20 protein-coding genes and 2 pseudogenes are annotated in these 19272 nt (G+C 68.8%); 13 read left to right on the top strand and 9 right to left on the bottom strand.

What is annotated here, in order from left to right; all coding sequences use genetic code 11:
* The first annotated feature begins 4 nt into the window (after nucleotides 1–4).
* Entirely contained in the window at nucleotides 5–403 is a 399-nt protein-coding gene (locus tag MCAG_RS32150) for a hypothetical protein (protein WP_157547873.1), read from the top strand.
* A 427-nt stretch (nucleotides 404–830) separates the two neighbouring features.
* Here the strand turns inward: MCAG_RS32150 and MCAG_RS04375 are convergent, their stop codons facing one another.
* Together MCAG_RS04375 and MCAG_RS04370 are read right to left on the bottom strand one after the other, a co-directional pair.
* Nucleotides 831–1361, bottom strand: a complete 531-nt coding sequence (locus tag MCAG_RS04375) for a nitroreductase/quinone reductase family protein (RefSeq protein WP_232290076.1) — start codon at nucleotides 1359–1361, stop codon at nucleotides 831–833.
* A gap of 219 nt (nucleotides 1362–1580) precedes the next feature.
* Entirely contained in the window at nucleotides 1581–1940 is a 360-nt protein-coding gene (locus MCAG_RS04370; protein WP_050777854.1) for a helix-turn-helix domain-containing protein, read from the bottom strand.
* A 57-nt stretch (nucleotides 1941–1997) separates the two neighbouring features.
* On the opposite strand from MCAG_RS04370, the gene MCAG_RS04365 reads away from it, so the two are divergent.
* The 3 genes and pseudogenes from MCAG_RS04365 to MCAG_RS04360 all read left to right on the top strand — a co-directional run bounded on the left by MCAG_RS04365 (nucleotide 1998) and on the right by MCAG_RS04360 (nucleotide 3966).
* Nucleotides 1998–2849 (top strand): SDR family oxidoreductase, encoded by an 852-nt coding sequence (locus MCAG_RS04365; protein WP_007071759.1) that lies wholly within the window; start codon nucleotides 1998–2000, stop codon nucleotides 2847–2849.
* A 182-nt stretch (nucleotides 2850–3031) separates the two neighbouring features.
* Nucleotides 3032–3448, top strand: coding sequence for a hypothetical protein (locus tag MCAG_RS30350; RefSeq protein ID WP_007071757.1), 417 nt, complete (start codon nucleotides 3032–3034; stop codon nucleotides 3446–3448).
* Nucleotides 3367–3966 (top strand): annotated as a pseudogene (locus MCAG_RS04360) (DUF885 family protein). Before MCAG_RS30350 ends, MCAG_RS04360 begins: the two are co-directional and overlap by 82 nt.
* 532 nt (nucleotides 3967–4498) lie before the next feature.
* On the opposite strand, the gene MCAG_RS04355 reads toward MCAG_RS04360, so the two are convergent.
* Nucleotides 4499–5071: a hypothetical protein gene (locus tag MCAG_RS04355; protein ID WP_232290075.1), complete on the bottom strand. Its 573-nt coding sequence runs from the start codon at nucleotides 5069–5071 to the stop codon at nucleotides 4499–4501.
* 831 nt (nucleotides 5072–5902) lie between these two features.
* Between MCAG_RS04355 and MCAG_RS04350 the strand changes: the two genes are divergently transcribed.
* Complete coding sequence (locus MCAG_RS04350; protein ID WP_007071755.1) at nucleotides 5903–6109, top strand: hypothetical protein; 207 nt, start codon at nucleotides 5903–5905, stop codon at nucleotides 6107–6109.
* Nucleotides 6110–6220: 111 nt separating this feature from the next.
* On the top strand, nucleotides 6221–6571 hold the full coding sequence (locus MCAG_RS04345; protein WP_369751299.1) for a VOC family protein: 351 nt from the start codon (nucleotides 6221–6223) through the stop codon (nucleotides 6569–6571).
* Here MCAG_RS04345 and MCAG_RS34400 read toward each other — a convergent pair.
* A pseudogene (locus tag MCAG_RS34400) lies at nucleotides 6560–6701 on the bottom strand (AraC family transcriptional regulator); the annotation flags it as partial. The gene MCAG_RS04345 and the pseudogene MCAG_RS34400 sit on opposite strands and share 12 nt — an antisense overlap.
* A 9-nt stretch (nucleotides 6702–6710) precedes the next feature.
* Between MCAG_RS34400 and MCAG_RS04340 the strand changes: the two are divergent.
* Entirely contained in the window at nucleotides 6711–6893 is a 183-nt protein-coding gene (locus MCAG_RS04340) for a hypothetical protein (RefSeq protein ID WP_007071753.1), read from the top strand.
* Between the two features lie 112 nt (nucleotides 6894–7005).
* Here MCAG_RS04340 and MCAG_RS04335 read toward each other — a convergent pair whose 3' ends face one another.
* Entirely contained in the window at nucleotides 7006–7677 is a 672-nt protein-coding gene (locus tag MCAG_RS04335; RefSeq protein ID WP_007071752.1) for an NADPH-dependent F420 reductase, read from the bottom strand.
* Between the two features lie 76 nt (nucleotides 7678–7753).
* Here MCAG_RS04335 and MCAG_RS04330 point away from each other — a divergent pair, with 76 nt between their 5' ends.
* The 3 genes from MCAG_RS04330 to istB all read left to right on the top strand — a co-directional run bounded on the left by MCAG_RS04330 (nucleotide 7754) and on the right by istB (nucleotide 10892).
* Nucleotides 7754–8692, top strand: a complete 939-nt coding sequence (locus tag MCAG_RS04330) for an AraC family transcriptional regulator (RefSeq protein ID WP_007071751.1) — start codon at nucleotides 7754–7756, stop codon at nucleotides 8690–8692.
* A gap of 185 nt (nucleotides 8693–8877) precedes the next feature.
* Entirely contained in the window at nucleotides 8878–10104 is a 1227-nt protein-coding gene (gene istA / locus MCAG_RS04325; RefSeq protein ID WP_007071708.1) for an IS21 family transposase, read from the top strand.
* Entirely contained in the window at nucleotides 10104–10892 is a 789-nt protein-coding gene (gene istB, locus MCAG_RS04320) for an IS21-like element helper ATPase IstB (RefSeq protein WP_036372296.1), read from the top strand. The genes istA and istB overlap by 1 nt, the downstream gene beginning before the upstream one ends.
* Nucleotides 10893–11195: 303 nt before the next feature.
* Here istB and MCAG_RS30340 read toward each other — a convergent pair whose 3' ends face one another.
* On the bottom strand, nucleotides 11196–11702 hold the full coding sequence (locus MCAG_RS30340; RefSeq protein ID WP_007071750.1) for a GNAT family N-acetyltransferase: 507 nt from the start codon (nucleotides 11700–11702) through the stop codon (nucleotides 11196–11198).
* A gap of 190 nt (nucleotides 11703–11892) precedes the next feature.
* Complete coding sequence (locus MCAG_RS04310) at nucleotides 11893–12315, bottom strand: MarR family winged helix-turn-helix transcriptional regulator (protein ID WP_007071749.1); 423 nt, start codon at nucleotides 12313–12315, stop codon at nucleotides 11893–11895.
* Between the two features lie 88 nt (nucleotides 12316–12403).
* On the opposite strand from MCAG_RS04310, the gene MCAG_RS04305 reads away from it, so the two are divergent.
* Nucleotides 12404–13402 carry an NADP-dependent oxidoreductase gene (locus MCAG_RS04305; RefSeq protein ID WP_007071748.1) on the top strand — a complete coding sequence of 333 codons (999 nt, stop codon included), beginning with the start codon at nucleotides 12404–12406 and terminating at the stop codon, nucleotides 13400–13402.
* Nucleotides 13403–13714: 312 nt separating this feature from the next.
* Here the strand turns inward: MCAG_RS04305 and MCAG_RS04300 are convergent, their stop codons facing one another.
* A complete protein-coding gene (locus MCAG_RS04300; RefSeq protein ID WP_232290074.1) occupies nucleotides 13715–16849 on the bottom strand; it encodes a tetratricopeptide repeat protein in 3135 nt (1044 codons plus the stop codon).
* A gap of 527 nt (nucleotides 16850–17376) precedes the next feature.
* A complete protein-coding gene (locus MCAG_RS04295; RefSeq protein WP_157547869.1) occupies nucleotides 17377–17727 on the bottom strand; it encodes a hypothetical protein in 351 nt (116 codons plus the stop codon).
* A gap of 431 nt (nucleotides 17728–18158) precedes the next feature.
* Between MCAG_RS04295 and MCAG_RS04290 the strand changes: the two genes are divergently transcribed.
* Nucleotides 18159–18488 carry a helix-turn-helix transcriptional regulator gene (locus MCAG_RS04290; RefSeq protein WP_007071744.1) on the top strand — a complete coding sequence of 110 codons (330 nt, stop codon included), beginning with the start codon at nucleotides 18159–18161 and terminating at the stop codon, nucleotides 18486–18488.
* Nucleotides 18488–19258: a cation transporter gene (locus MCAG_RS04285; protein ID WP_036372310.1), complete on the top strand. Its 771-nt coding sequence runs from the start codon at nucleotides 18488–18490 to the stop codon at nucleotides 19256–19258. Before MCAG_RS04290 ends, MCAG_RS04285 begins: the two co-directional genes overlap by 1 nt.
* Nucleotides 19259–19272 lie beyond the last annotated feature (14 nt).

Genomic DNA, 19272 nt, shown 5'->3' with positions numbered 1-19272 from the left:
GAACTTGACCCTGGTGCGGGCCACGGCGACGGCGGCAGTCGTCGGGCTGGTCGGCATCGCACTGTTCCAACTGGCCCTCGCGCTGGGAGCGCCATTGGGGCAAGCCGCGTGGGGCGGCACCCACACCGGCTCGTTGCCCCACCGGTTGAGGATCGCCAGCGCCCTGGCCGTTCTCGTCTGGGCCGGCGCCGCGATGCTCGTGATTCGTCGGGCCGGGTTCGGAATGCTCGCCATGCCCGAGGCCGTGGCCCGCTGGGGCACATGGATCCTCTTCGGACTCCTGCTTCTCGGCGCGTTGATGAACGTCGCCTCCTCAAGCACCTGGGAGCGGTACCTTTGGGGCCCGTACGCACTGATCGTGGCCGTCCTGTGCTTTGCCGTAGCCCGTAGCAACGTGACCTGAACGCCGTCCAGCGCTTGGGCCACCATCCGCTTCTGCCACTGAACACGCGTGACCCCTGCCGACTGAAGATGGTCGCAGTACGGAGAGCAACGACGGCCAAGGGCGTGGCCCAGGTCCCGAAGGAGAGTGCCCAGCCGCTCGGCCTCCTCGGCGGTTGGCGAAGTGATGGCTACGCCAGCCGCGATGTGCTCTCCGGCCTCGTACAACGCGACGTACAGATCTTCGACGGTTTCGCGGTCGAGCCGCAGAACGATGTCATTCCGCATGCGCGGACTCTGACCGCACGTCGTAGGCACCCGATCGGTCAAGGCCGGGGGGTGCGGATCTGCCGCAACCAGCTCGCTACCTGGCGTTACGGTCGACCTCGGCGCGGCAGTCGCAGTCCATGAACACGTGATTGATCAGCCCATCGGGCAAAGCCAGTCGATCAGGTGCCCCGCGATGCCTCAGACGTGTCGGGCCGGGGCACCAGGACCACCACCGCAGTTTCGGACGAGCGCCGGGCAGCGTAGCCATCCAGGTTCTTGTCGATCTCACGCCAGCGGGCCCACAGCCGCGACCGTTCGTCGCCTGTCGCAGCATGACCACGCACCGGCCGCGGCCCGTCGACCAGGTCAACGGTCGCGTCCGGGTGCGCCTGCAGATTGAGCCACCAGGCCGGCTCGGGCTCGCCCCACCCGTTCATGGCCAGCGAGACCAGATTCGCGCCGTCCTCGAAGTACCCGAGGATCACGCTGCGCTGCTGGCCGGTGCGACGCCCGACGGTGGTCAGGCGCAGCATTCCGTACCGGTTACCGCGCGGACGCGACAGTCCGACCCGGCCGCCGGAACGCCGGAACACGCCCCGATGAGCCGACCAGAACAGCCGAATGAACCAACGGGGAGGCAACCACGGCTTCTTGGCAGGGCGCAGGTCCGACTCGGTCACTCCTCCATCGTATTGGTCGCTGTCACGCACGAACGGCAGCCAGCGGCAGGCCGGTAGCGCCGAACGGCCTGCTGACAGCCGGCCTGCCCACCCGAGTCGTCACTGTCATCGCACGTCGACGGGCGCGTTCCCGTTCAGTGTCTTGAATTGTCGAAGATCGGATGCCGCCTGGGGACGACGGCTCGCGGGTGTTGATGGGGCTGCCCGCCGGATGCGCCTCGGTGGTTCGGTTGCGCGCCGCCGCCGTGCTCAAGCCCCGGGCTCGGGGTTGGCTTCGCCCCACACCAACATGGCATGAAGGATGCCGCTGAGGCTGCGGCCCTGCTCGGTCAGGGCGTACACCACCCGGGGCGGCACCTCGGCGTGGACGGTGCGGGTGAGGATCCCCTGGTGCTCCAGCGCCCGTAGCCGGTCGGTGAGGGTCTTCGCGCTGGGGTTTCCCAGCCCGGCCCGCACTTCACCGAAGCGTTTCGGCCCGTTCAGCAACTCGCGGACCACCAGGGTGGCCCACTTGCCGTCGAGGACCTGCAACGTCCGTTCCACCCCGCAGCCGGGACCGACCGGTCGGCTGATCAAGCGTTCCAGCTGCTCTGGCCCAATGGTTCCCATCAGGAAACAATATAACCTTCTGGGTACTAGTTCATTCAGAGAACTACGGTCGGTCCCATGCACGAAACCACCGTCGTCGTCCACGGCGCCACCGGAACCCAGGGCACCGCAATCGTTCGCCGCCTGCAGGCGGCCGGGCACCGGATCCGAACCGTCGCCCGGCATCCCCAGGCCGGCGCTGGCCCCGCCGTCGAGCCTTTCCCCGCGGATCTGCTCGATCTCGACTCGCTCGTCACGGCGTACGCCGGCGCCGACGTGGTCGTCATCCAACTGCCGCTGAACTTCGCCGCCGACGCGGTCCGCCAGGCCGACACGATCCTCGCCGCACTCGCGCAGGCCGGCGTCCCCCGCGCAATCTTCAACACCGGCGGCGGTGTTCCCCCGACCGACCCGGTCGGGGTGCCGTTCGTCGACGCCAGGGCCCGCCTCGCCGCCCGCCTGCCCGACACGGTGCCGGTGGCGTCGGTGGTCGGGCCGGCCAGCACCTATCTGGAGAACCTGGTGGCCGCCTGGTCACGGCCGCTGGTGCTCGATCAGGGCGAGCTGCGCTACCCACTACCCGAGCAGTTGCCGAACCCGTGGGTGGCCGCCGATGACCTCGGTGCGGTCATTACCGACCTCGCCGTCGCGACGACGCCCGCACCCGCGCGACTCGTGGCCGGCCCATCCGCCCTGACCGGCCCGCAGGTCGCCGCCGAGATCGAGGCCGCGACCGGCCGCCGCGTCCGCTGGCAATCGATCGAACCGCACGACTACGCCCGGATGCTCGCACCACACCTCGGGCAAGCGACCGCAGCGGGCATCGCTGCCGCGTACCTCAACCCGACACCGCCCCCGGACCCCACGCTCATCGTCCGCGGGTCGACCACCGTCCGTGCCTGGGCGGCACAACAGAACTGGAACGCATAGCCAGATGCCTGCCACAGCACGCCAATCGACGTAGACGCCCCAGCCACCTCCATGCAGGTGATCCTGGAAGCACCCAGGCGGAACGCCGAGATCAAGTGCACTGTCATGCCGCTGCCTGCGCGGCTGGCAGCCCTGCTTCCGAGCCGCTTCGCTTTCGCCTCCGCCTTGGAGATCATGTCGTCATGGCCAACATCGTCGAGATCCACATTCCGTTGGTGCCAGCTCCGGATCTTGAGCTGGACGACTATGCGTATCCATGGATCGATCAGGTCGAGGACTTCCTGAGCGACTTGGAAGACGAAGGCGCGATCGAGGTGTACGACGACGGCGAGCAACTCGGCGACGCATATACCTTCTTCATCACCGAAGCGAGCAAGGCCAGCCTGCTGGCCGCCGCGTCACGGGTAGCGACCCTCGACGGCGTGCCGGCCGGCGTGTTCGCCATCGTCACCGATGACAAGGCTCCGGAGGAAACCGGACGACGGGTCGAGCGGCGTTCGGTGCGTGGCTGCAGGAGTTGTTGGAAACCACCATCGAGCAGTTGGACGGCGTGCACTTTGACATCCCCGCGCCGCTGCGGCCCATCGAGTCCCGGTTGACCGTGTCGGGCGGCATCGCCTATACCGGGCCGTCGCAGGACCTAACGCGGCCAGGCCGTGTCTGGTGGCTCCTGCCCGAGGGCCGGGAGAGCTTCCCCACCTGGTGGGCCTGAAGCACTGCGTACCACGAGGGCGTTCCCGGCCACCACCTACAGATCGGCTACGAGGCCTGCCAGGGCGGCCTCGGGCAGCGGCTGAACCTGCTCGGCGGGCTCTCCGGCTGCCAAGAGGGCTGGGCCCTGTACGCCGAGCGGTTCATGAACGAACTCGGGCACCACGAGCAGCCGGGTGCACGATTGGGGTACCTGTTCTCGCAGCTGCTGCGGGCCGCGCGGGTCGTGCTCGATATCGGTTTACACCTGCGGCTGCCGGTGCCGTCCGGTGGCGGCGCAGGTCACGTCCGCCCGAGTGGTGTAGGAGGCGGCCATCGCGGGGATGTCCGCACCTGCCGCCGATCGGTCGGGCGGCTACGCGTGGCCAGGCACCACGTCGTCGTGTGTGTCAGGATCCTGCTGTGACAACGGCGGCGGCCTGGCCGCCACCTTGTTGATCGGAGCGGTCGCCGGGCTGTACCCGGCCATCCGCGCATCATGCCTCGCACCGACCGAGGCACTCGCAACGACCTGGAGCCGACCGCCGGTCTACCGGGGCACCTCCGTCCTCGGTAGACCGGCGCACCGGCGTCAACGCCGATCACCCACTGACCTACCCGCCGGCCTGCAGATCGGACTCGGTCACCCCACCCACGCCTTCGCCGTGCACATCGCCGACGGCGACGGCTACCTGAACGGCCCACCGTCCAGCTCTCGGGCGAGGGACTCCGCTTCGACCTCGGCGACCGATGGCAGTCGAAAGGCCGTCGTCGTGCAGCGGCACTCCCGTTGTAAGGTCGTGGTGCCTGGCGCGACCGCTGACCTCGCCCGTGCTTACATATCGCCGGTCAACCGGCGAACGGCCGTCCGCCGGCCAGGTAGCCGACGATCGGTTTGGTCATCCGGAATCGCGCCCGTACAACGGGATGAACCGTCCGACGTGCCTGCGGTGTGGTCGTTACTCGGCGGAGGTGGCTCGCCTGCGGCGCAGCGTACGGATCCATCCTTGGGCAGTGTGCCGGGGCACGTTGTAGTGATCGGCGAGCGCCGCCGGGCTGCCGGCCTGCTGGTACACCGACTCCAGATCATCCGGTGACCGCCGGTACACCCGCCCCGTTCCCGGGGACGCCTGGCCCTTGGCGGTCTGTTTGGTGGCTTTCCGCCCCGCGTTGGTGGCCTTGGCGCCGGTGGCTTTCCGCCCACGCGGCCGGGCCGCGCCGGCGGCCTGTGCTTTCGCCCGTGACGTCTGCCTGGGAACAGCGACCTCGGTCGGCTCGCTCTGCACCGGAGTGGTCGTAGCCGGTTGATCAGCGGTGGACGTGGTTGCGGCGACAGGCAGGCCCGCGTCGGTGTCGGCGGCGGGATCCTCGTCAACGGACACGCCAGCGGGCGCGTCGTCGGCCGGAGCGGCAGGCGAGACGGTTAGCGCCTGCTGGCCGCCGACGGCAGCCGTGACCGCCTTCAGCAGCAGATCCAGATCGACCGCGGGAATCTGGCCCGCGGTCAACCCGTCCCCCTCACCGGCGCGCACCAGCAGTTCGGTGATACGCGCGGTCGCGCCGTTGAACTCGACTCTCACGGTTGTGGTCGCCTGACTGGGATCGTCTGCGGCGATGCTGATGGTGTATGAACTCACGACATGCCTCCATGTAGGGCAACGGCCTCGTCACCGCTCGCGCGAACCAACCCGCGAAGACCACAAGAACTCGGCCCTGCCCGATCCGCTAATCGGTGTTCGAAGGGTAAAAGCTACCGCATGCCCGGCGAGCTGCGACCAAAGCAGCGGCGAAGCAACAGGGTGGGTCCGCGATACATCTACCGACGGCCATACCCGCAGCCCTCGAAAAATCCGCGCCGTGCCGGGCGCAGCACAGCCGCGGCTTTCGCCTTCGCCGACGGCTCCGGCCGCTTTCTTTCGACTGGTCTTGTCGTTCAGCATCGCGGTCAGGCACCCGCCTCACCAGGCGCGTCTCGGCGGGGCTCTGACCGATCGCTTGGTGTAGCCGGCGGCGACCGGCGGCAACTGCTCAATCGCTCAACGGCGTGCTGAACTTCCCGGTGGCGATCCAGCGATGAACGCGCTGTCGTCTCGGCGGGTGCCCGACCGCATCGCCGCGCCCACGTTCTTTCGGCGCCAACCGACTTGGGGGCGAGCCGCCGCGCTCGTCGCGGCAGATCCGGACGCTTGGACGGCGTCGTGGTTGGGTCACCCCGGAGGGGGTTCTGACGTGACTGGACGGTCTATCCGGGCAGCCGGTCCCGACTCGGGCCGGCCTGCGCGCTACCGTCTGCGTATCGCGGCGGCCGCGCTTCAAGATCCGCAGCGAATAGCCCCAGTTCTGACCAGCACGAGGAGACACCGATGACCGACGCCGCCAGCGACGCCGATCCCACCGCTGACGTCGAGGCGGAAACCGAGGAGCAGGCGCAGCCCTTCGAGAACCGGGCGGCACGCCGGTCCAAGGGCAAGGCCACCCCCAACCACACCGGGGGTACCGCGAGCCGCGCCCACGGCCGTTCCGGCACGGTGCAGAGTCCTCGCCAGTACGGCAACCGTCGAAGCGGCTGATCTTCGGACCTCCTGGTCACAGCCGTGTTCAGTAGCTGCGTCGTCCTCCAAACGGGCCGTGACCGTGGGGTAGCGCGTGACTCGCGGCAGAAGCGGATGCCTGTCGCTGGCGTGCGGTCCCTTTCCCTCTACCGCCGGCTCGGCCTGGAGTTCCCGGCCGGTGCCCGGCAGGAGCCGCACGCCGAGACGACCGTCGCCGGCGGCATCCGTCTCATGTGGGACACGCACGCCTCGTTGCGGTTCTTCGACCCGGACTACCAGCCGGGGTCGCCCTCCGGCGGCTGGGCGTTCCTCTGCTCCGACCCGGTAGCGGCGGACAGGTCCCACGGCGACCTGGCCGCCGCCGGGCACCCGTCGGTCAAGGCGCCCTGGGACGCCCCGTGGGGGGCAGCGTTATCACAGGTGCGAGACCCGGACGGGCACGTCGTGGACCTCTTCGCCTGGGTCGAGTCATCGCAGTAGGGCGCTGAGCGGTACACCGGCCATCGCCCGCACCCCGCGGGTGAGATGGGCCTGAGCGGCGTGTCCCGCGTCGGCCGACACCGCCCGCTAACGGCCGGCCGGCCCGGGCCAGCGCGACAGCCCGCTGCAGTCAGCCCCTGTGATGGTCAACACGCGTCTGGTGGACAAGGTGCTCGATGACCAGACCTGGCAGAACCTGATCACGGAGCCTGACAAACGCGGCGTGACCCCGCTGTTCTGGAGCAACGTCGCCCTGCATGGCACATTCGGACTCGACCTGGACAAGCGCATCGACTATGACGCCGGCACCGTCCCGATGTGACGCGAAGGCCCGCGAGCGCAACGAGAGATCTCGTGCTCGCCGGCCGGCTGTGGCTCGGGAAACTCCAGGTAACGCGGGGCTGCGCCGTACGCGGTGACCGCCGATTTCATGGTCAGCTCGCCTTGTCGAGGAGCGCGGCCAGATCGGCGGCGGAGGCGGGGCGGGCGGGCGCGGCGAACATGCCGTCCGGATCGAGATAGGCGAGTTGCGCGGGAGTGCCGGGCGCGAACCGGCGGCTCTCGACGAGCGGACCAACGTCGTAAGCATCGAAACCGAGTGAGTCGATCAGGGCGGCGACCGCCGCCTTGGCCGCCGCGTGGTCGCCCGCGATGGGCACGGCGCTGCGGTCAGGGGCGCCGGCCGGCCGGGCGAGCTGCGGCAGGTGCTTGAAGAATACGGTGCTGAACGCCTTGACCACGTACGCGTCCCGCAGGTGTGCCTGCAACAGAAGGTGCGGCGGGGTGTCGCCGGCCTCGATCTCGGGGACGGCACCCTGGCGTGCCGGGTCGTAGTTGAGTGTGTCGATAACGACCCGGCCGCGCAGCGGTTCGACCGGCACCTGCCGGTATGCGCGGATCGGGATGGCCACGACGACCAGGTCGCCGGCGGCTGCGGCCTCGGTGGTGGTTGCCGCGCGGGCCCGGGTCCCCAGCTGGGTCGCGGTCTCCCGCAAGCTCTCCGGTCCGCGGCTGTTGCTCAGCACGATGTCGTGTCCGGCGACGACGGCCAGGTGCGCGAGCGCGCCGCCGATCCGTCCGCTGCCGATGAAGCCGATCGTTGTCATGATCCGAATCTAGGCCGCCCCAAACCGTACCTTCTATACTTGAAAGTCTTTCTTTTGTTCGCGATCGTCCGGAGGCATGTTGGATCCGCTGAGCGAGGTACTGGCTCTGCTGAAGCCGCGTAGCTACATCACTGCCGGATTCGACGCCGGTGGCGACTGGGCGCTGGAGCTCGACGACCTGGCCGGCCGGATCAAGTGCTACGCGGTCGTCAAGGGTTCCTGTTGGCTGACGATGGACAGCGATGCGCCGGTGCCGGTTCCGGAGGGCTCCTGCTTCGTGCTGCCCACCGGCCGTACCGCCGTCATCGGCAGCGCACCGGACGTCGAGCCGGTGCGCGCCTCCGCGGTGCTCGACCCCGATCGCAGCGGCGAGGTCATTACCTACAACGGCGGCGGGGACGTCTATCTGGTCGGCAGCCGCTTCGAGGCCGGCAGCCCGCACGTCGAGCTGCTGCTGCGGAACCTACCGCCGCTGATGCTGGTCAAGACCTCCGACGACCGGGCCCGGTTGCGCTGGTCGATCGAGCTGATGATGGAGGAGTTCCGCGAGCCACGTCCCGGCTCGGCCCTGATGGCGCAGCAACTCGCGCGCATGATGCTGGTCCAGGCCCTGCGCCTTTATCTGGCCACGCCCGCCCGCGACGACGTCGGCTGGTTTGCCGCGCTCGCGGACCCCCGGATGCACGCCGCGCTCGCCGCGATGCACGCCGACCCGGGCCGCTCCTGGACCGTGCGGGGACTCGCCACGCTCGCCGGCATGTCCCGTTCCATGTTCGCCGAGCGCTTCCGTGCTCGCGCCGGCGAGACTCCGATCGCCTACCTGGCCCGCTGGCGGATGATGCTCGCCGCGGAGCGGCTTCAGCACGGCGACGACACCATCGCCCGGATCGCCGGTTCCCTGGGCTACGAGTCCGAGCACGCGTTCAACACCGCGTTCAAACGCATCATGGGCATGCCACCGCGCCGCTACGCCGGCCTCGCCAGGCAGAACGGCTCCAGCGTGCCGGGAGCGTGAGCAGCACGGTCAGGGATGTCTCGGGTACCTGTGGCTAGCGAGTTCCAGTGAGAACGTGGAGTGTCCGGCGCCAGGGTGCCGGACAGGCACTCTGGCGCGAGTCGAGCAGCCGGGCTGTCGGCGACGCGTGAAATCGGACCCCGGGTCGGCGGGTGAATCTGGACCCCTCTTCGAGGATCGGAGGGGTGTTGAGCATGGAGAACTGGGCGGAGATCCGTCGTCTTCATCGGGCTGAGGGGATGCCGATCAAGGTGATCGCCCGCACGCTTGGGGTGGGTCGTAACACGGTGCGGCGGGCGTTGGCCGCGCAGGGGCCGCCGAAGTACCAGCGGCCGGCGAAGGGTTCGATCGTGGACGCGGTGGAGCCGCAGATCCGGGCGTTGCTGCGGGAGTGGCCGTCGATGCCGGCCACGGTGATCGCGGAGAGGATCGGTTGGACGCGGTCGTTGACCGTGCTCAAGGAGCGGGTGCGCCTGTTGCGGCCGTTGTTCATGGCGCCGGACCCGGCGCAGCGCACGGAGTATCTGCCGGGCGAGTTGGCGCAGTGTGATCTGTGGTTCCCGCCGGCGGATGTGCCGTTGGGGTTCGGGCAGGTGGGTCGGCCGCCGGTGTTGGTGATGGTGTCCGGCTATTCGCGGTGGCTGTCGGCGGTGATGATCCCGTCGCGGCAGTCACCGGACCTGCTGGTCGGACACTGGACGTTGATCTCCGGCTGGGGACGGGTGCCCAAGGCGTTGGTGTGGGACAACGAGTCCGCCATCGGTCAGTGGCGGGCCGGCAGGCCGCAGCTGACGGAGGCGATGAACGCCTTCCGCGGCACCCTCGGCATCAAGGTGATCCAGTGCCGGCCGGCGGACCCGGAGTCCAAGGGCCTGGTGGAGCGGGCCAACGGCTATCTGGAGACCTCGTTTCTGCCCGGACGCCGCTTCTCCTCGCCGGCCGACTTCAACGCCCAACTCACTGAGTGGTTGGTGCGGGCGAACAACCGCCAGCACCGGACGCTGGGCTGCCGGCCGGTGCAGCGGTGGGACGCCGACCGGCAGGTGATGTTGCCGTTGCCACCGGTCGCGCCGGTGGTCGGCTGGCGGCAGACCACCCGCCTTCCTCGTGATCATTACGTGCGCTTGGACGGCAACGACTATTCGGTGCACCCGTCGGTGGTCGGCCGCCGCGTCGAGGTCACCGCCGATGTCGATCGGGTGGAGGTGTTCTGTGATGGTCGGGCGGTGGCCCGGCACGATCGTTGCTGGGCCAAGCATCAGAGCATCACCGATCCCGTCCACCGCCGGGCCGCCGCGGATTTGCGTATCGCCGCGCAACACAAGCCGGCGGCCGCCGTCGACGGCCAGGTCGAACGGCGGCCGTTGAGTGACTACGACCGCCTGTTCGGCCTGGATGAGGTGGCTGCGTGATGGCCGCCAAGACCAGCCGCAACGTCGTCTCGGAGATCGCGTTCCTCACCCGTGCCCTGAAGGCGCCGTCCCTCGCGGCGTCGGTCGAGAGGCTGGCGGAGCGGGCCCGGGCGGAGTCGTGGACGCATGAGGAGTTCCTCGCCGCCTGCCTGCAACGCGAGGTCGCTGCCCGTGAGGCTCATGGCGGTGAGGGCCGCATCCGGGCGGCGAGGTTCCCGGCCCGCAAGAGCCTGGAGGAGTTCGACTTCGACCACCAACGGTCGTTGAAGCGGGAGACGATCGCCCACCTCGGCACCCTCGACTTCGTGGCGTCGAAGGAGAACGTGGTGTTCCTCGGCCCGCCTGGCACGGGCAAGACCCACCTGTCCATCGGCCTGGGGATCCGGGCCTGCCAGGCCGGACACCGGGTCGCGTTCGCCACCGCCGCCCAGTGGGTGTCCCGCCTCGCCGATGCCCACCACGCCGGCCGTCTCCAGGACGAGCTGGTCAAGCTCGGCCGGATCCCGCTGCTGATCGTCGACGAGGTCGGCTACATCCCCTTCGAAGCCGAAGCCGCGAACCTGTTCTTCCAACTCGTGTCCAACCGCTACGAACGAGCCTCGCTGATAGTCACGTCCAACAAGCCCTTCGGCCGGTGGGGCGAAGTGTTCGGCGACGACGTCGTCGCCGCAGCCATGATCGACCGCCTCGTCCACCACGCCGAAGTCATCTCGATGAAGGGCGACAGCTACCGACTCAAAGACCGCGACCTCGGCCGCGTTCCTGCGGCTACCAAGACCAACGACTGAGTAAGGTCATACCCAGGCAAAGGGGTCCGATTTCAGACGTCGCAGCAGGGTCCGATTTCACGCGCCGACGACACGGGCGCGTGGCCGTTACTGAAGCAGGAGTCGTCGACGACCACGTGCATGTCGTGCACGCCTGCTCCCGGCGCTGGCCGCCGGACGGAGATCTCAGCTGAGCGCGGTCAGCGGCTTGGTCCGGGCCGCCTTACCGGTGACGTCACCCGGTATAGCTGAGGGTCAGATCGGTATCAGGACCTGCGTGACGCTCCCGGCTGGACCGGTGAACAGCGTTGGGCCTGTGGGCGGTTACAGGTCTCGGCGCATGCAGACGCGGGGCCAGCGGTCCAGCCCATGTGCGGCCTCGCGTTGGCGGATAGCCCGTAGACCCGGTGTGAGGTCGCTGTCGTTGAGGGTTTGGAATCCGCAGCGAGTGTAGTACGGAGCGTTCCATGGCACGTCAGCGAACGTCGTGAGGGTCAGGGCCGGTACGCCGCTGGTCGTGGCGTGGACGGCGAGGTGATCGAGCAGTTGACGTCCCACCCCGTGTCGTGCACAGCGAGGATGTACCGAGACCTGCTCGATGTGAAGATTGCCGTCAACGGCGTCGGCGATGAGGTAACCGACCGGCGTGTCGGTGGCGTCGGTGGCGAGCCACGCACGGCCAGCCTGGTGGTAGCGGGCGAGTACGTCGAGCGGCAGCGGTTCATCCTCGGCTATCTGAGGCATGCCGACATCGCGAAAACATTCTCCAGCCGCACGCTCGATGTCCTGCAGGACGGGGAGCTCAGCCTGATGAACCGCTCGGATCTGCACCGAGGCATGGTGCCCCCGAGCTGTTGTCGGCAGCCACCCCTTTTTCGCGCCTGCGCCTCGGTCGGCAGAGTGTCACGCAGCGGGCTCCGCAGCGTAACGGCCAACAACCAGTCGAACGATCAGAGACTGCTGCAGCCCGGACCCATGAAACCGTTGGGTCCCCCTTGATCGGGTGGGCTGCGGGTGCGTGTCAGCTCAGTGCTTTTCGCAGCAGCGCCGTCAACTGGTCCTGTTCGTCGGGTGAGAGTCGTCCGACCGCTGTGCGGGCGAAGGTGAAGGCTGTTGTGAACCGGTGGTTGATCTCGTCTCCCCGGGGAGTTCGCGCGACGAGTCGTGCGCGGCGGTCCCGGGGGTTCGGTTCGCGGGTCACGAGGCCGAGCGCTTCGAGACGCGCGACGATCTGGGTGATGTTGGAGGCATCGCAGCCGAGTTCCTCGGCCAAGGCGCCCATGCCGCGTCGCTCGTCGAGTCGCCCGAGCACACATGCCTGCGCCGGGCTGAGCGACAGCTCGGCCGCAGCCGCCTCGTAGGCGCGCTCGTATACGTCGACCAGGTCGAACAAGACGGCCTCCGCCTCCGATGAGGTGGTTACGGGCCCGTTTGGCAGCGCCATGGTACCCAGCCTAGAGGAGATACTTGATTCGCTCAAATAGCTGTGATCCAATATTCCTTGATTCAATCAAGTAATGAAGGAGGGGGCGATGGACAGCAGAGTCGAGCGCACCGCGGGCGGCGCGGTCGTGGAGCCGCGGATGAACGCGGTCGTCCTTGACCGGTTCGGCGGAGTCGACGAGCTCTCGTCGCGCCGAATACCGCTCCCGGAGGTTCGGGACGACGACGTCCTCATCCGGGTGGAGTTCGCCGGGGTGGGGTCCTGGGACAGGGTCGAACGGGAGGGGGACTACGACGGCGCTTTCGGCATAGCGTCGACCTTCCCCTATGTCCTCGGCTGGGACGCGGCGGGCACGGTGGCCGCGGTCGGACGCAACGTCACCCGGTTCGACGTGGGCGAGCGTGTCTACGCTGCGACGATGCCGGTGCCTCGGGGTGGCTTCTACGCCGAGTACGGCGTCGTTGAGGCGGAGTTCGTGGCGCGTGTGCCCGACCGATTGCCGACCGAACAGGCCGGCGCGATGGCTTGGGATGCCCTGACTGCGCTGAGCGGCCTTGATCTGCTCGGCCTGCGGCCGGACGAGACGCTCATGGTCTTCGGGGCCAGCGGGGGAATCGGGCACATGGCCCTGCAGCTGGCGCGGCACGGCGGCATCCGAGTATTGGCCGTGGCCTCTGGCGACGATGGTGTCGCCCTGGCCCGGCGGCTAGGCGCTGACCATGCCGTCGACGGCCGCAAAGACGATGTGCTGGCTGCGGCATTCGAGTTCGCCCCAGGCGGCTTCGATGCTGCTCTGGTTACCGTGGGGGGCGAGATTGTCGAACGGTCTCTTCGCGCGGTCAAGAAGTCGGGACGGATCGCTTGGCCGAACGGTGTCCTGCCCGTGCCTGTGACGCCGCCGAGCGCGATGGTGTCCTACTACGACGGAGATCGAAGCCGCACCGCCACCGACCGGCTGAACGCGATCATCGAGGCGAGCTCTTTTGAGGTCCACGTCGCCCGGACCTTCCCGTTGGAGCAAGTCGGGGATGCGCATCGCACTCTCGACGATCACTATGTCGGGAAGCTGGCCCTCAAAGTGGGATAGGATGGTGCGCCCGGCCCACTCGTAGAAGCCCAGCGAGGCGACGGCCGCTCCGGGCCGCGCAGCACGGCGTCGAACATGCGAATCGCGACCGGTCAGATCAGCTGGAGGGCCATGACCACGACGGTGCCTCAAACTCGCGAAGCCCCAGCTCACAGCAGGTGCGACAGGTTTCGGCACCGTACAGGGTCCCGGCAGCCAGCGTGCCAGACCCAGAATCGCCAAGTTCAAGATCCATCACCCGGCCGGCGTAGTGGTCACGCAGCAGGCGCTTCATCGGGTCATCCCTTCGATCCCGCATGGCGAGGCCCAGCCCTAGCCTGCCGGGTCGGGCCATGGGATGCCGGCGGCTTCGGCGAGACCCCGGCGGATACGGTGCGCCCCGTCGGTGTCACCGAGCGCGTCTAGGACCGACGCGAACGTCCCGATCGACGCGATCCGGTACCGTTCAAAAATCAGCGGCCGGAACGAGCACAGCTGGTCGTAGTGTTCCATCGCCTCGAGGATGTGCCGGGCCGCGGATCGCGGATTCCCGCCGCACTCTACGCACACGCTGGCGTACGCGCCCAGCGCCATGGCGAGGTTCGCCTGGTGCACCTTGGGATCGTCGTGGTACAGCCGACGCAGCAGGGCGACCGCTTCACCGGCGGCGGCCACGGCCTCCTCGTCGACAGCCGCTGACGTGTTGCGGTGACGGGGGGCGCACAGTCGCAGAGCGAGGCATTTCAGCGACTCGGCGAGCAGGGCGTCGTGCGCGCCAGGATTCTCCCGGGACAACTGTCGGGCCATGGTCACTGCTTCTCGTAGGGTTGTCAGCGACTTCTCATCCTGGCCCAGCGCGTGCAGCCGCAAGCTGAGGTTGAACACCCCCAGCGCGATGTCGTCGCGGTGACAGTCGGGGTCGGTGGCGGCAAGTTCGCGAAAGAGTGTCAGAGATTCCTGCGCTACGTCCAGCGCTCGTTGCGTCTGGTCGGTCTCTGCCAACCGCAGGCCGAGGTTGTTCAGCGTCGCAGCCAACCGATGCTGGAGCACCCCAGGTTGGACGGCTTCCAGCTGGCGCAGAATCTTGACAGACTCCTCGAGGGATGCGATTGCGTCCTGCATCTCGCCCAACTGCGGCAGCAGCATCCCTAGGTTATCCAACGCTGAAGCCAGATGGGGCAGGTCCGTGACCGGGTGCTTGTCCGCCAACCGCCGGTAGAGTCTCACCGCCTCACTGGCCGGGGGCACTGCCAGGTCGAAGGCGCCGATCCCGGCGAGATGGCGTCCCATGTTGATTTCGATGTGGGCCCGCATGCGCAGCACTGCCACATGGGCGTCGCCGCCGTCAGCGGCTTTCAGCAGTTCCCTGGCTTTGTTGGTGGCAGCCAGAGCATCGTGGTGCCGACCCAGGGAAGACAGCACCGTGCCGAGAGTGGCCAGTGCCGCCGCAGCCTGTACAGGACGTACCACGCCGGGTGACTCCGTAAGACACATTTCGGCGGCCTCCTGGGCCGCAGTGAGTGCGTCGGCGTTGTGGGCAAGTGTCACCAGGGTGCCCGCGAGGTGGCTGAGTGCCGCAACCAGAAGGTTCCGGTGCGATCGAGGGTTTGCCGCGACGCATCGGCGCACGATCTCCACCGCCTCCCGGGCCGGTTCCACGGCCTGCTCGTACCTGCCGAGTTGGCTCAGCAAGTGGCTGCGGGAGATGAGCGCCCGTGCGAGTCCTGGTTCCTGCACGGACGGGTTTCCCCGCACCGCGCGTTGCATGACCTTTACGGCTTGGGCGGTGTTGTCCAGAGCCGCGTCGGCGTACCCCAGCTCGGTGTGCACCACCGCGAGCGAGGTTAGCGCCTCGGCCCATCTGGGCAGGTACGTTCCCGGAGCGTGTTCGGAGAGCAACTGGTAAGTCTTGACCGCGCGCAGGCCGGCGGGCAGCGCCTCTTCATGCTGGCCGAGGCTCGCCAGCATGCCGCACAGGTTGTACGCCGCCTCGGCCGCGCCCCGTAGATGTCTCTCGCCGGGTTCCTGTTCGGTCAGGGCAAGGTAGGTGTCCAAGGCATGCCGGGCCACCGGCACCGCCTCGCTGTAATGTCCGTGCTCAGACAGCAATCCGGCGAGAGTGATGCTGAGACGGCCCAGGTCGTCGGCCCGGTTGACGTCGGACAGCGGGACGGCCTGGTTCTCCCGCAGCACCATCGCCTGGCGCACGTGGTCGATCGCCTCGTCCCAGCGGCCGAGCTGCGCTGCGCAGACGGACTGCTGTGACAGAGCTGCCACCAGCACCAGCCGGCGGACTTCAGGGCCGGAGTCCGACCACCTGCGGGCCAGGTCCACTCCCTGCTCGGCGTACCGGATGGCCTCGGAAAACCGTCCGGCACGAACCAGGCGTTCGGCGTGCCCGAGGTACGCCAAGATCTGCTCATCGGCGTCGGCGTCGGTCAACTGGTGGGGCAGCAACGCCGCGCTGAGCGCGGCTGCGCCGAGGTCCAGGTCGATGTGCGCGTCCGCCGGCAGGACCCGGGCGACAGCCTGCAGCACTGCGATCGGGGTGTGCGTAGCGGTGGCGAGGCTGATCAGTGCGGGGCTGCCGCCGGCCACCGCCAGTTCGGGACGTGCGAGCAGCAGCGGGTACAGGTAGTGGTGGCCCAGGTGCGGCCAGCGGTGCGCGGCCGCCGCCAAGAACACCATCGACCGTACGCCGGGCACGTCCCACGTGCGCCGAGACACGTTCGGGGCCTCGCTCAGGATCTCGTCCGTAGTGCCCGGCGCCCACCCCTGCGCCGGGTAGTCCAAGTCATGTCCAGGCACGGTCAGGGCGATGAAGTCCTCGGCGAGCCGGTCGGGGTACAGCGGCTCGAGGACATGGGTGGGGTCGGCGCTCGGGTAGCAGGCTGCGTGGTCGGCTAGGATCCGGCCGGGGTCGCCGGGAATCCGGAGCCGGTGCAGCAGGTCGACACCGCCAGCTGGCGGTCGGGAACCGGTCAGCGCGGCGATGTACACCACCTGGTTCATGACCGCGGGCGCGGTGCCGTACCCGGCGGGGTCCCCGAGGGTGTGCCGAGGGTCGCCGTGCCGGTCGGCCCAGTGCCGCTGTTCACGATCCAGCAGGTAGACGGTCTGCCCGGCCGCGTCGGCAGGTGCGATCCGACCGGTGCGGTACGCATCCACCGCCACCAGCGCCGCGATGTGCACCGCCAAGGTCAGGCCCATCTCAGGTTGAAGCAGGATGTCCGGCGTCGCGATCTCGTCCGGGTCCGGTATGCCGTAGTGGCGGGCAAATCCGGTACGGGCGGCAGCGAACATCTGCATCCGGGCCGTGGCCGGGCCGGTCCCGCCGGACAGCGGAGCGAGTCTGCGGGTGGAGGTGCTTGCCTGGTGCACGTCGAGGGCGGCACGAAGCGCTGGCCAGGCGTCCGGATTGCGCCCGATCAATAGGACCCGGGTGGGCAGCCCGTCGCGGTGCAGCACTGCGTTGCTGAGCAGCCACGTCAGGTGCTGGTGCGGCCACCGGTCGGCGTAGTCGACGATCAGCAGAAGCCCAGGCGCACCGGCGGGGCGCAGGTCCTGGCTGCCGGGGTGTACGGTCGCGCCGGGCCCGTGCACAGCCTCGATGACCTGCCAACCGTCGGACTCGGCCTCGGCGGCGAACTGGTACGCCAGGCGGGTCTTGCCCGACCCTCCGGGGCCGTGCAGCCAGCGCACCGCCAGCCGCGGCCGGCTGTTCCGCCAGGTGTGCAGGTCGGCCAGTTCCAGTTCCCGGCCGGTGAACTCCACCGTCGCGAACCGTGGGTGCAGCATCCGACTGGGCAGTTCGGACAACCACCACGGGTCGGCGGTTACCGGGGCCGGGCGCCGGCGCAGCAGATAGACGGGCATCCCGTCGCCGAAGACGTGGATGTCGGCGCCGATCGTGCCATAACCGAAACCATCGACGACAGTGATGTTTTGCTCGTACCGGTGCGTGTCCGGCCCGGAACCGTCGTCGAACGGAAAGATCACCTCAGCGGGCTGTGGTTGACGATCGAGCCGCCCATCACCGTCTGCCCGATCGATGCTCCGCTGATAGTCACGTTCTGCACCCAGCGCTGCCCGGCGACGGGCAGGGCGGTGGTGACCTCTTCGACAAGGGTCCGCAGTTCCTCGGCGATGTCGCTGCGCTCGTCACCCCCGCTGTGCTCGGCCAGCAGATCGCTCAGCAGGGTCTGCCAGCCGGTCAGCAACAGTTCGCGTTGTTGCTCACGCGCCGCAGGCTCAGCCTGTTCCACCCGTGCGGCGGTGTCGTCGAGTGCGCGTTCGACCAGCGCGGCGCGTTCGTCGCCACGTCGGCGGCGGATCAGGTCGGTCACCGACGCGCGAGCGTTCTGCCAACCGTCGGTGGCTGCGGCGGCGACCAGCGCCCCGGCACCGCTCGCGGCCAGGGGTTCGATCCATTCAGCGACCACGTCTTCTCCCTGTCTGCCGGTGGGCGCTTCTCAACGCCGCATCCATCTTTACGCGCGCGGGCAAGTTCCGCGTCCCCCAGCATCGCTGCAGGTTGAGTGTCTGCTGACACCGCTCAGGTTCACGGCTTCCGGCACTGCAAAAATCGCGAACCCGAGTACCAATTTTCGGCACGCATGGCGGCCCCGACGAGCATCGTCTATGACTATCCGCTCGCTACCAACAAGGATCTGCGGGTCTGCCCGGATGCTCAGTGGCTGAGCGACGGCTGGGAGTTCGCTGTCAGGCCGTCTGCCGCACCCTGTTATCAGTACAGCGTTGCGTGTACTGTCTTGATGTGGAGACGTTGACGTACGGGCAGGTCCTCGCTCGCTTCGGCCACGCCCTGTCGGATCCGACCCGGGCGCGGTTGCTACTGGCGCTGCGTGACGGGCCCGGGTATCCCGCGGAGCTGGCCGAGTTGCTGGGCACCACCCGGCAGAACTTGTCCAACCATCTCACCTGCCTGCGTGGTTGCGGCCTGGTCGTGGCCGCGCCGGAGGGCCGGCGCACCCGCTACGAGCTGGCCGACCCGCGCCTTTCCCACGCCCTCGGTGACCTGCTCGGCCTGGTGCTCGCGGTCGACCCGGTCGCGTGCCCGGACTCCGACGAGAAGGACTGCTGCTGATGAGCCTGCCGCTGATCCAGCTCACCCCGGCGGGGCCCTCGCCCGTCCGGCGGGCGGTGCTCGCCCGGCGGGTGCGGCTGTTCGTCGCCGCAACGATCACCTATAACGTCATCGAGGCCGTCGTGGCCATCACCGCCGGCACCCTGGCCTCGTCGACCGCGCTGATCGGCTTCGGCCTCGACTCGATCATCGAGGTCGCCTCCGCGGCCGCGGTCGCGTGGCAGTTCGCCGGCCGTGACCCCGAAGCCCGCGAGAAGACGGCGCTGCGCATCATCGCCGTGTCGTTCTTCGCCCTCGCCGCCTACGTCACCGTCGAGTCGGTGCGTGCTCTGCTCGGCGGCGCCGAGGCTCAGCACTCCTCGATCGGCCTGGTCCTGGCCGGCCTGTCGCTGCTGATCATGCCGGTGCTGTCGTACGCGCAGCGCCGCGCCGGCCGCGAACTCGGATCCCGCTCGGCGGTGGCCGACTCCAAGCAGACCCTGCTGTGCACCTACCTGTCCGCCGTCCTGCTCGTCGGCCTGGCGGTCAACAGCCTGTTCGGCTGGTCCTGGGCCGACCCGATCGCCGCGCTGGTCATCGCCGCCGTCGCGGTCAAGGAAGGCCGCGAGGCGTGGAAGGGCGACAGCTGCTGCGCCCCGAACGCTGCCCTGCACGCGACCGCAGGCGCCACCACCAGTGACGCGCCGGCCGAGGCGGCCACGGCCACCGCCGGTGAGGCGGACGCGTGCGGTTGCCGACCGGGCTGCTCGTGCTGCGGGACGTCGTCATGATGCTGCGCCGGATA

The sequence above is a fragment of the Micromonospora sp. ATCC 39149 genome (assembly GCF_000158815.1).
Taxonomy (GTDB): domain Bacteria; phylum Actinomycetota; class Actinomycetes; order Mycobacteriales; family Micromonosporaceae; genus Micromonospora.
Note: the sequence above shows the minus strand (reverse complement) of the source record. Positions and strands in the feature narration are given on the sequence as shown.

Excerpts from the sequence above, each read along its gene's own strand:
- MCAG_RS04370 (WP_050777854.1), bottom strand. The coding sequence starts at position 1,940 with ATGGGAACCATTGGGCCAGAGCAGCTGGAACGCTTGATCAGCCGACCG.
- MCAG_RS04365 (WP_007071759.1), top strand. The coding sequence starts at position 1,998 with ATGCACGAAACCACCGTCGTCGTCCACGGCGCCACCGGAACCCAGGGC.
- MCAG_RS30350 (WP_007071757.1), top strand. The coding sequence starts at position 3,032 with ATGGCCAACATCGTCGAGATCCACATTCCGTTGGTGCCAGCTCCGGAT.
- MCAG_RS04350 (WP_007071755.1), top strand. The coding sequence starts at position 5,903 with ATGACCGACGCCGCCAGCGACGCCGATCCCACCGCTGACGTCGAGGCG.
- MCAG_RS04335 (WP_007071752.1), bottom strand. The coding sequence starts at position 7,677 with ATGACAACGATCGGCTTCATCGGCAGCGGACGGATCGGCGGCGCGCTC.
- MCAG_RS04330 (WP_007071751.1), top strand. The coding sequence starts at position 7,754 with ATGTTGGATCCGCTGAGCGAGGTACTGGCTCTGCTGAAGCCGCGTAGC.
- istB (WP_036372296.1), top strand. The coding sequence starts at position 10,104 with ATGGCCGCCAAGACCAGCCGCAACGTCGTCTCGGAGATCGCGTTCCTC.
- MCAG_RS04310 (WP_007071749.1), bottom strand. The coding sequence starts at position 12,315 with ATGGCGCTGCCAAACGGGCCCGTAACCACCTCATCGGAGGCGGAGGCC.
- MCAG_RS04305 (WP_007071748.1), top strand. The coding sequence starts at position 12,404 with ATGGACAGCAGAGTCGAGCGCACCGCGGGCGGCGCGGTCGTGGAGCCG.
- MCAG_RS04285 (WP_036372310.1), top strand. The coding sequence starts at position 18,488 with ATGAGCCTGCCGCTGATCCAGCTCACCCCGGCGGGGCCCTCGCCCGTC.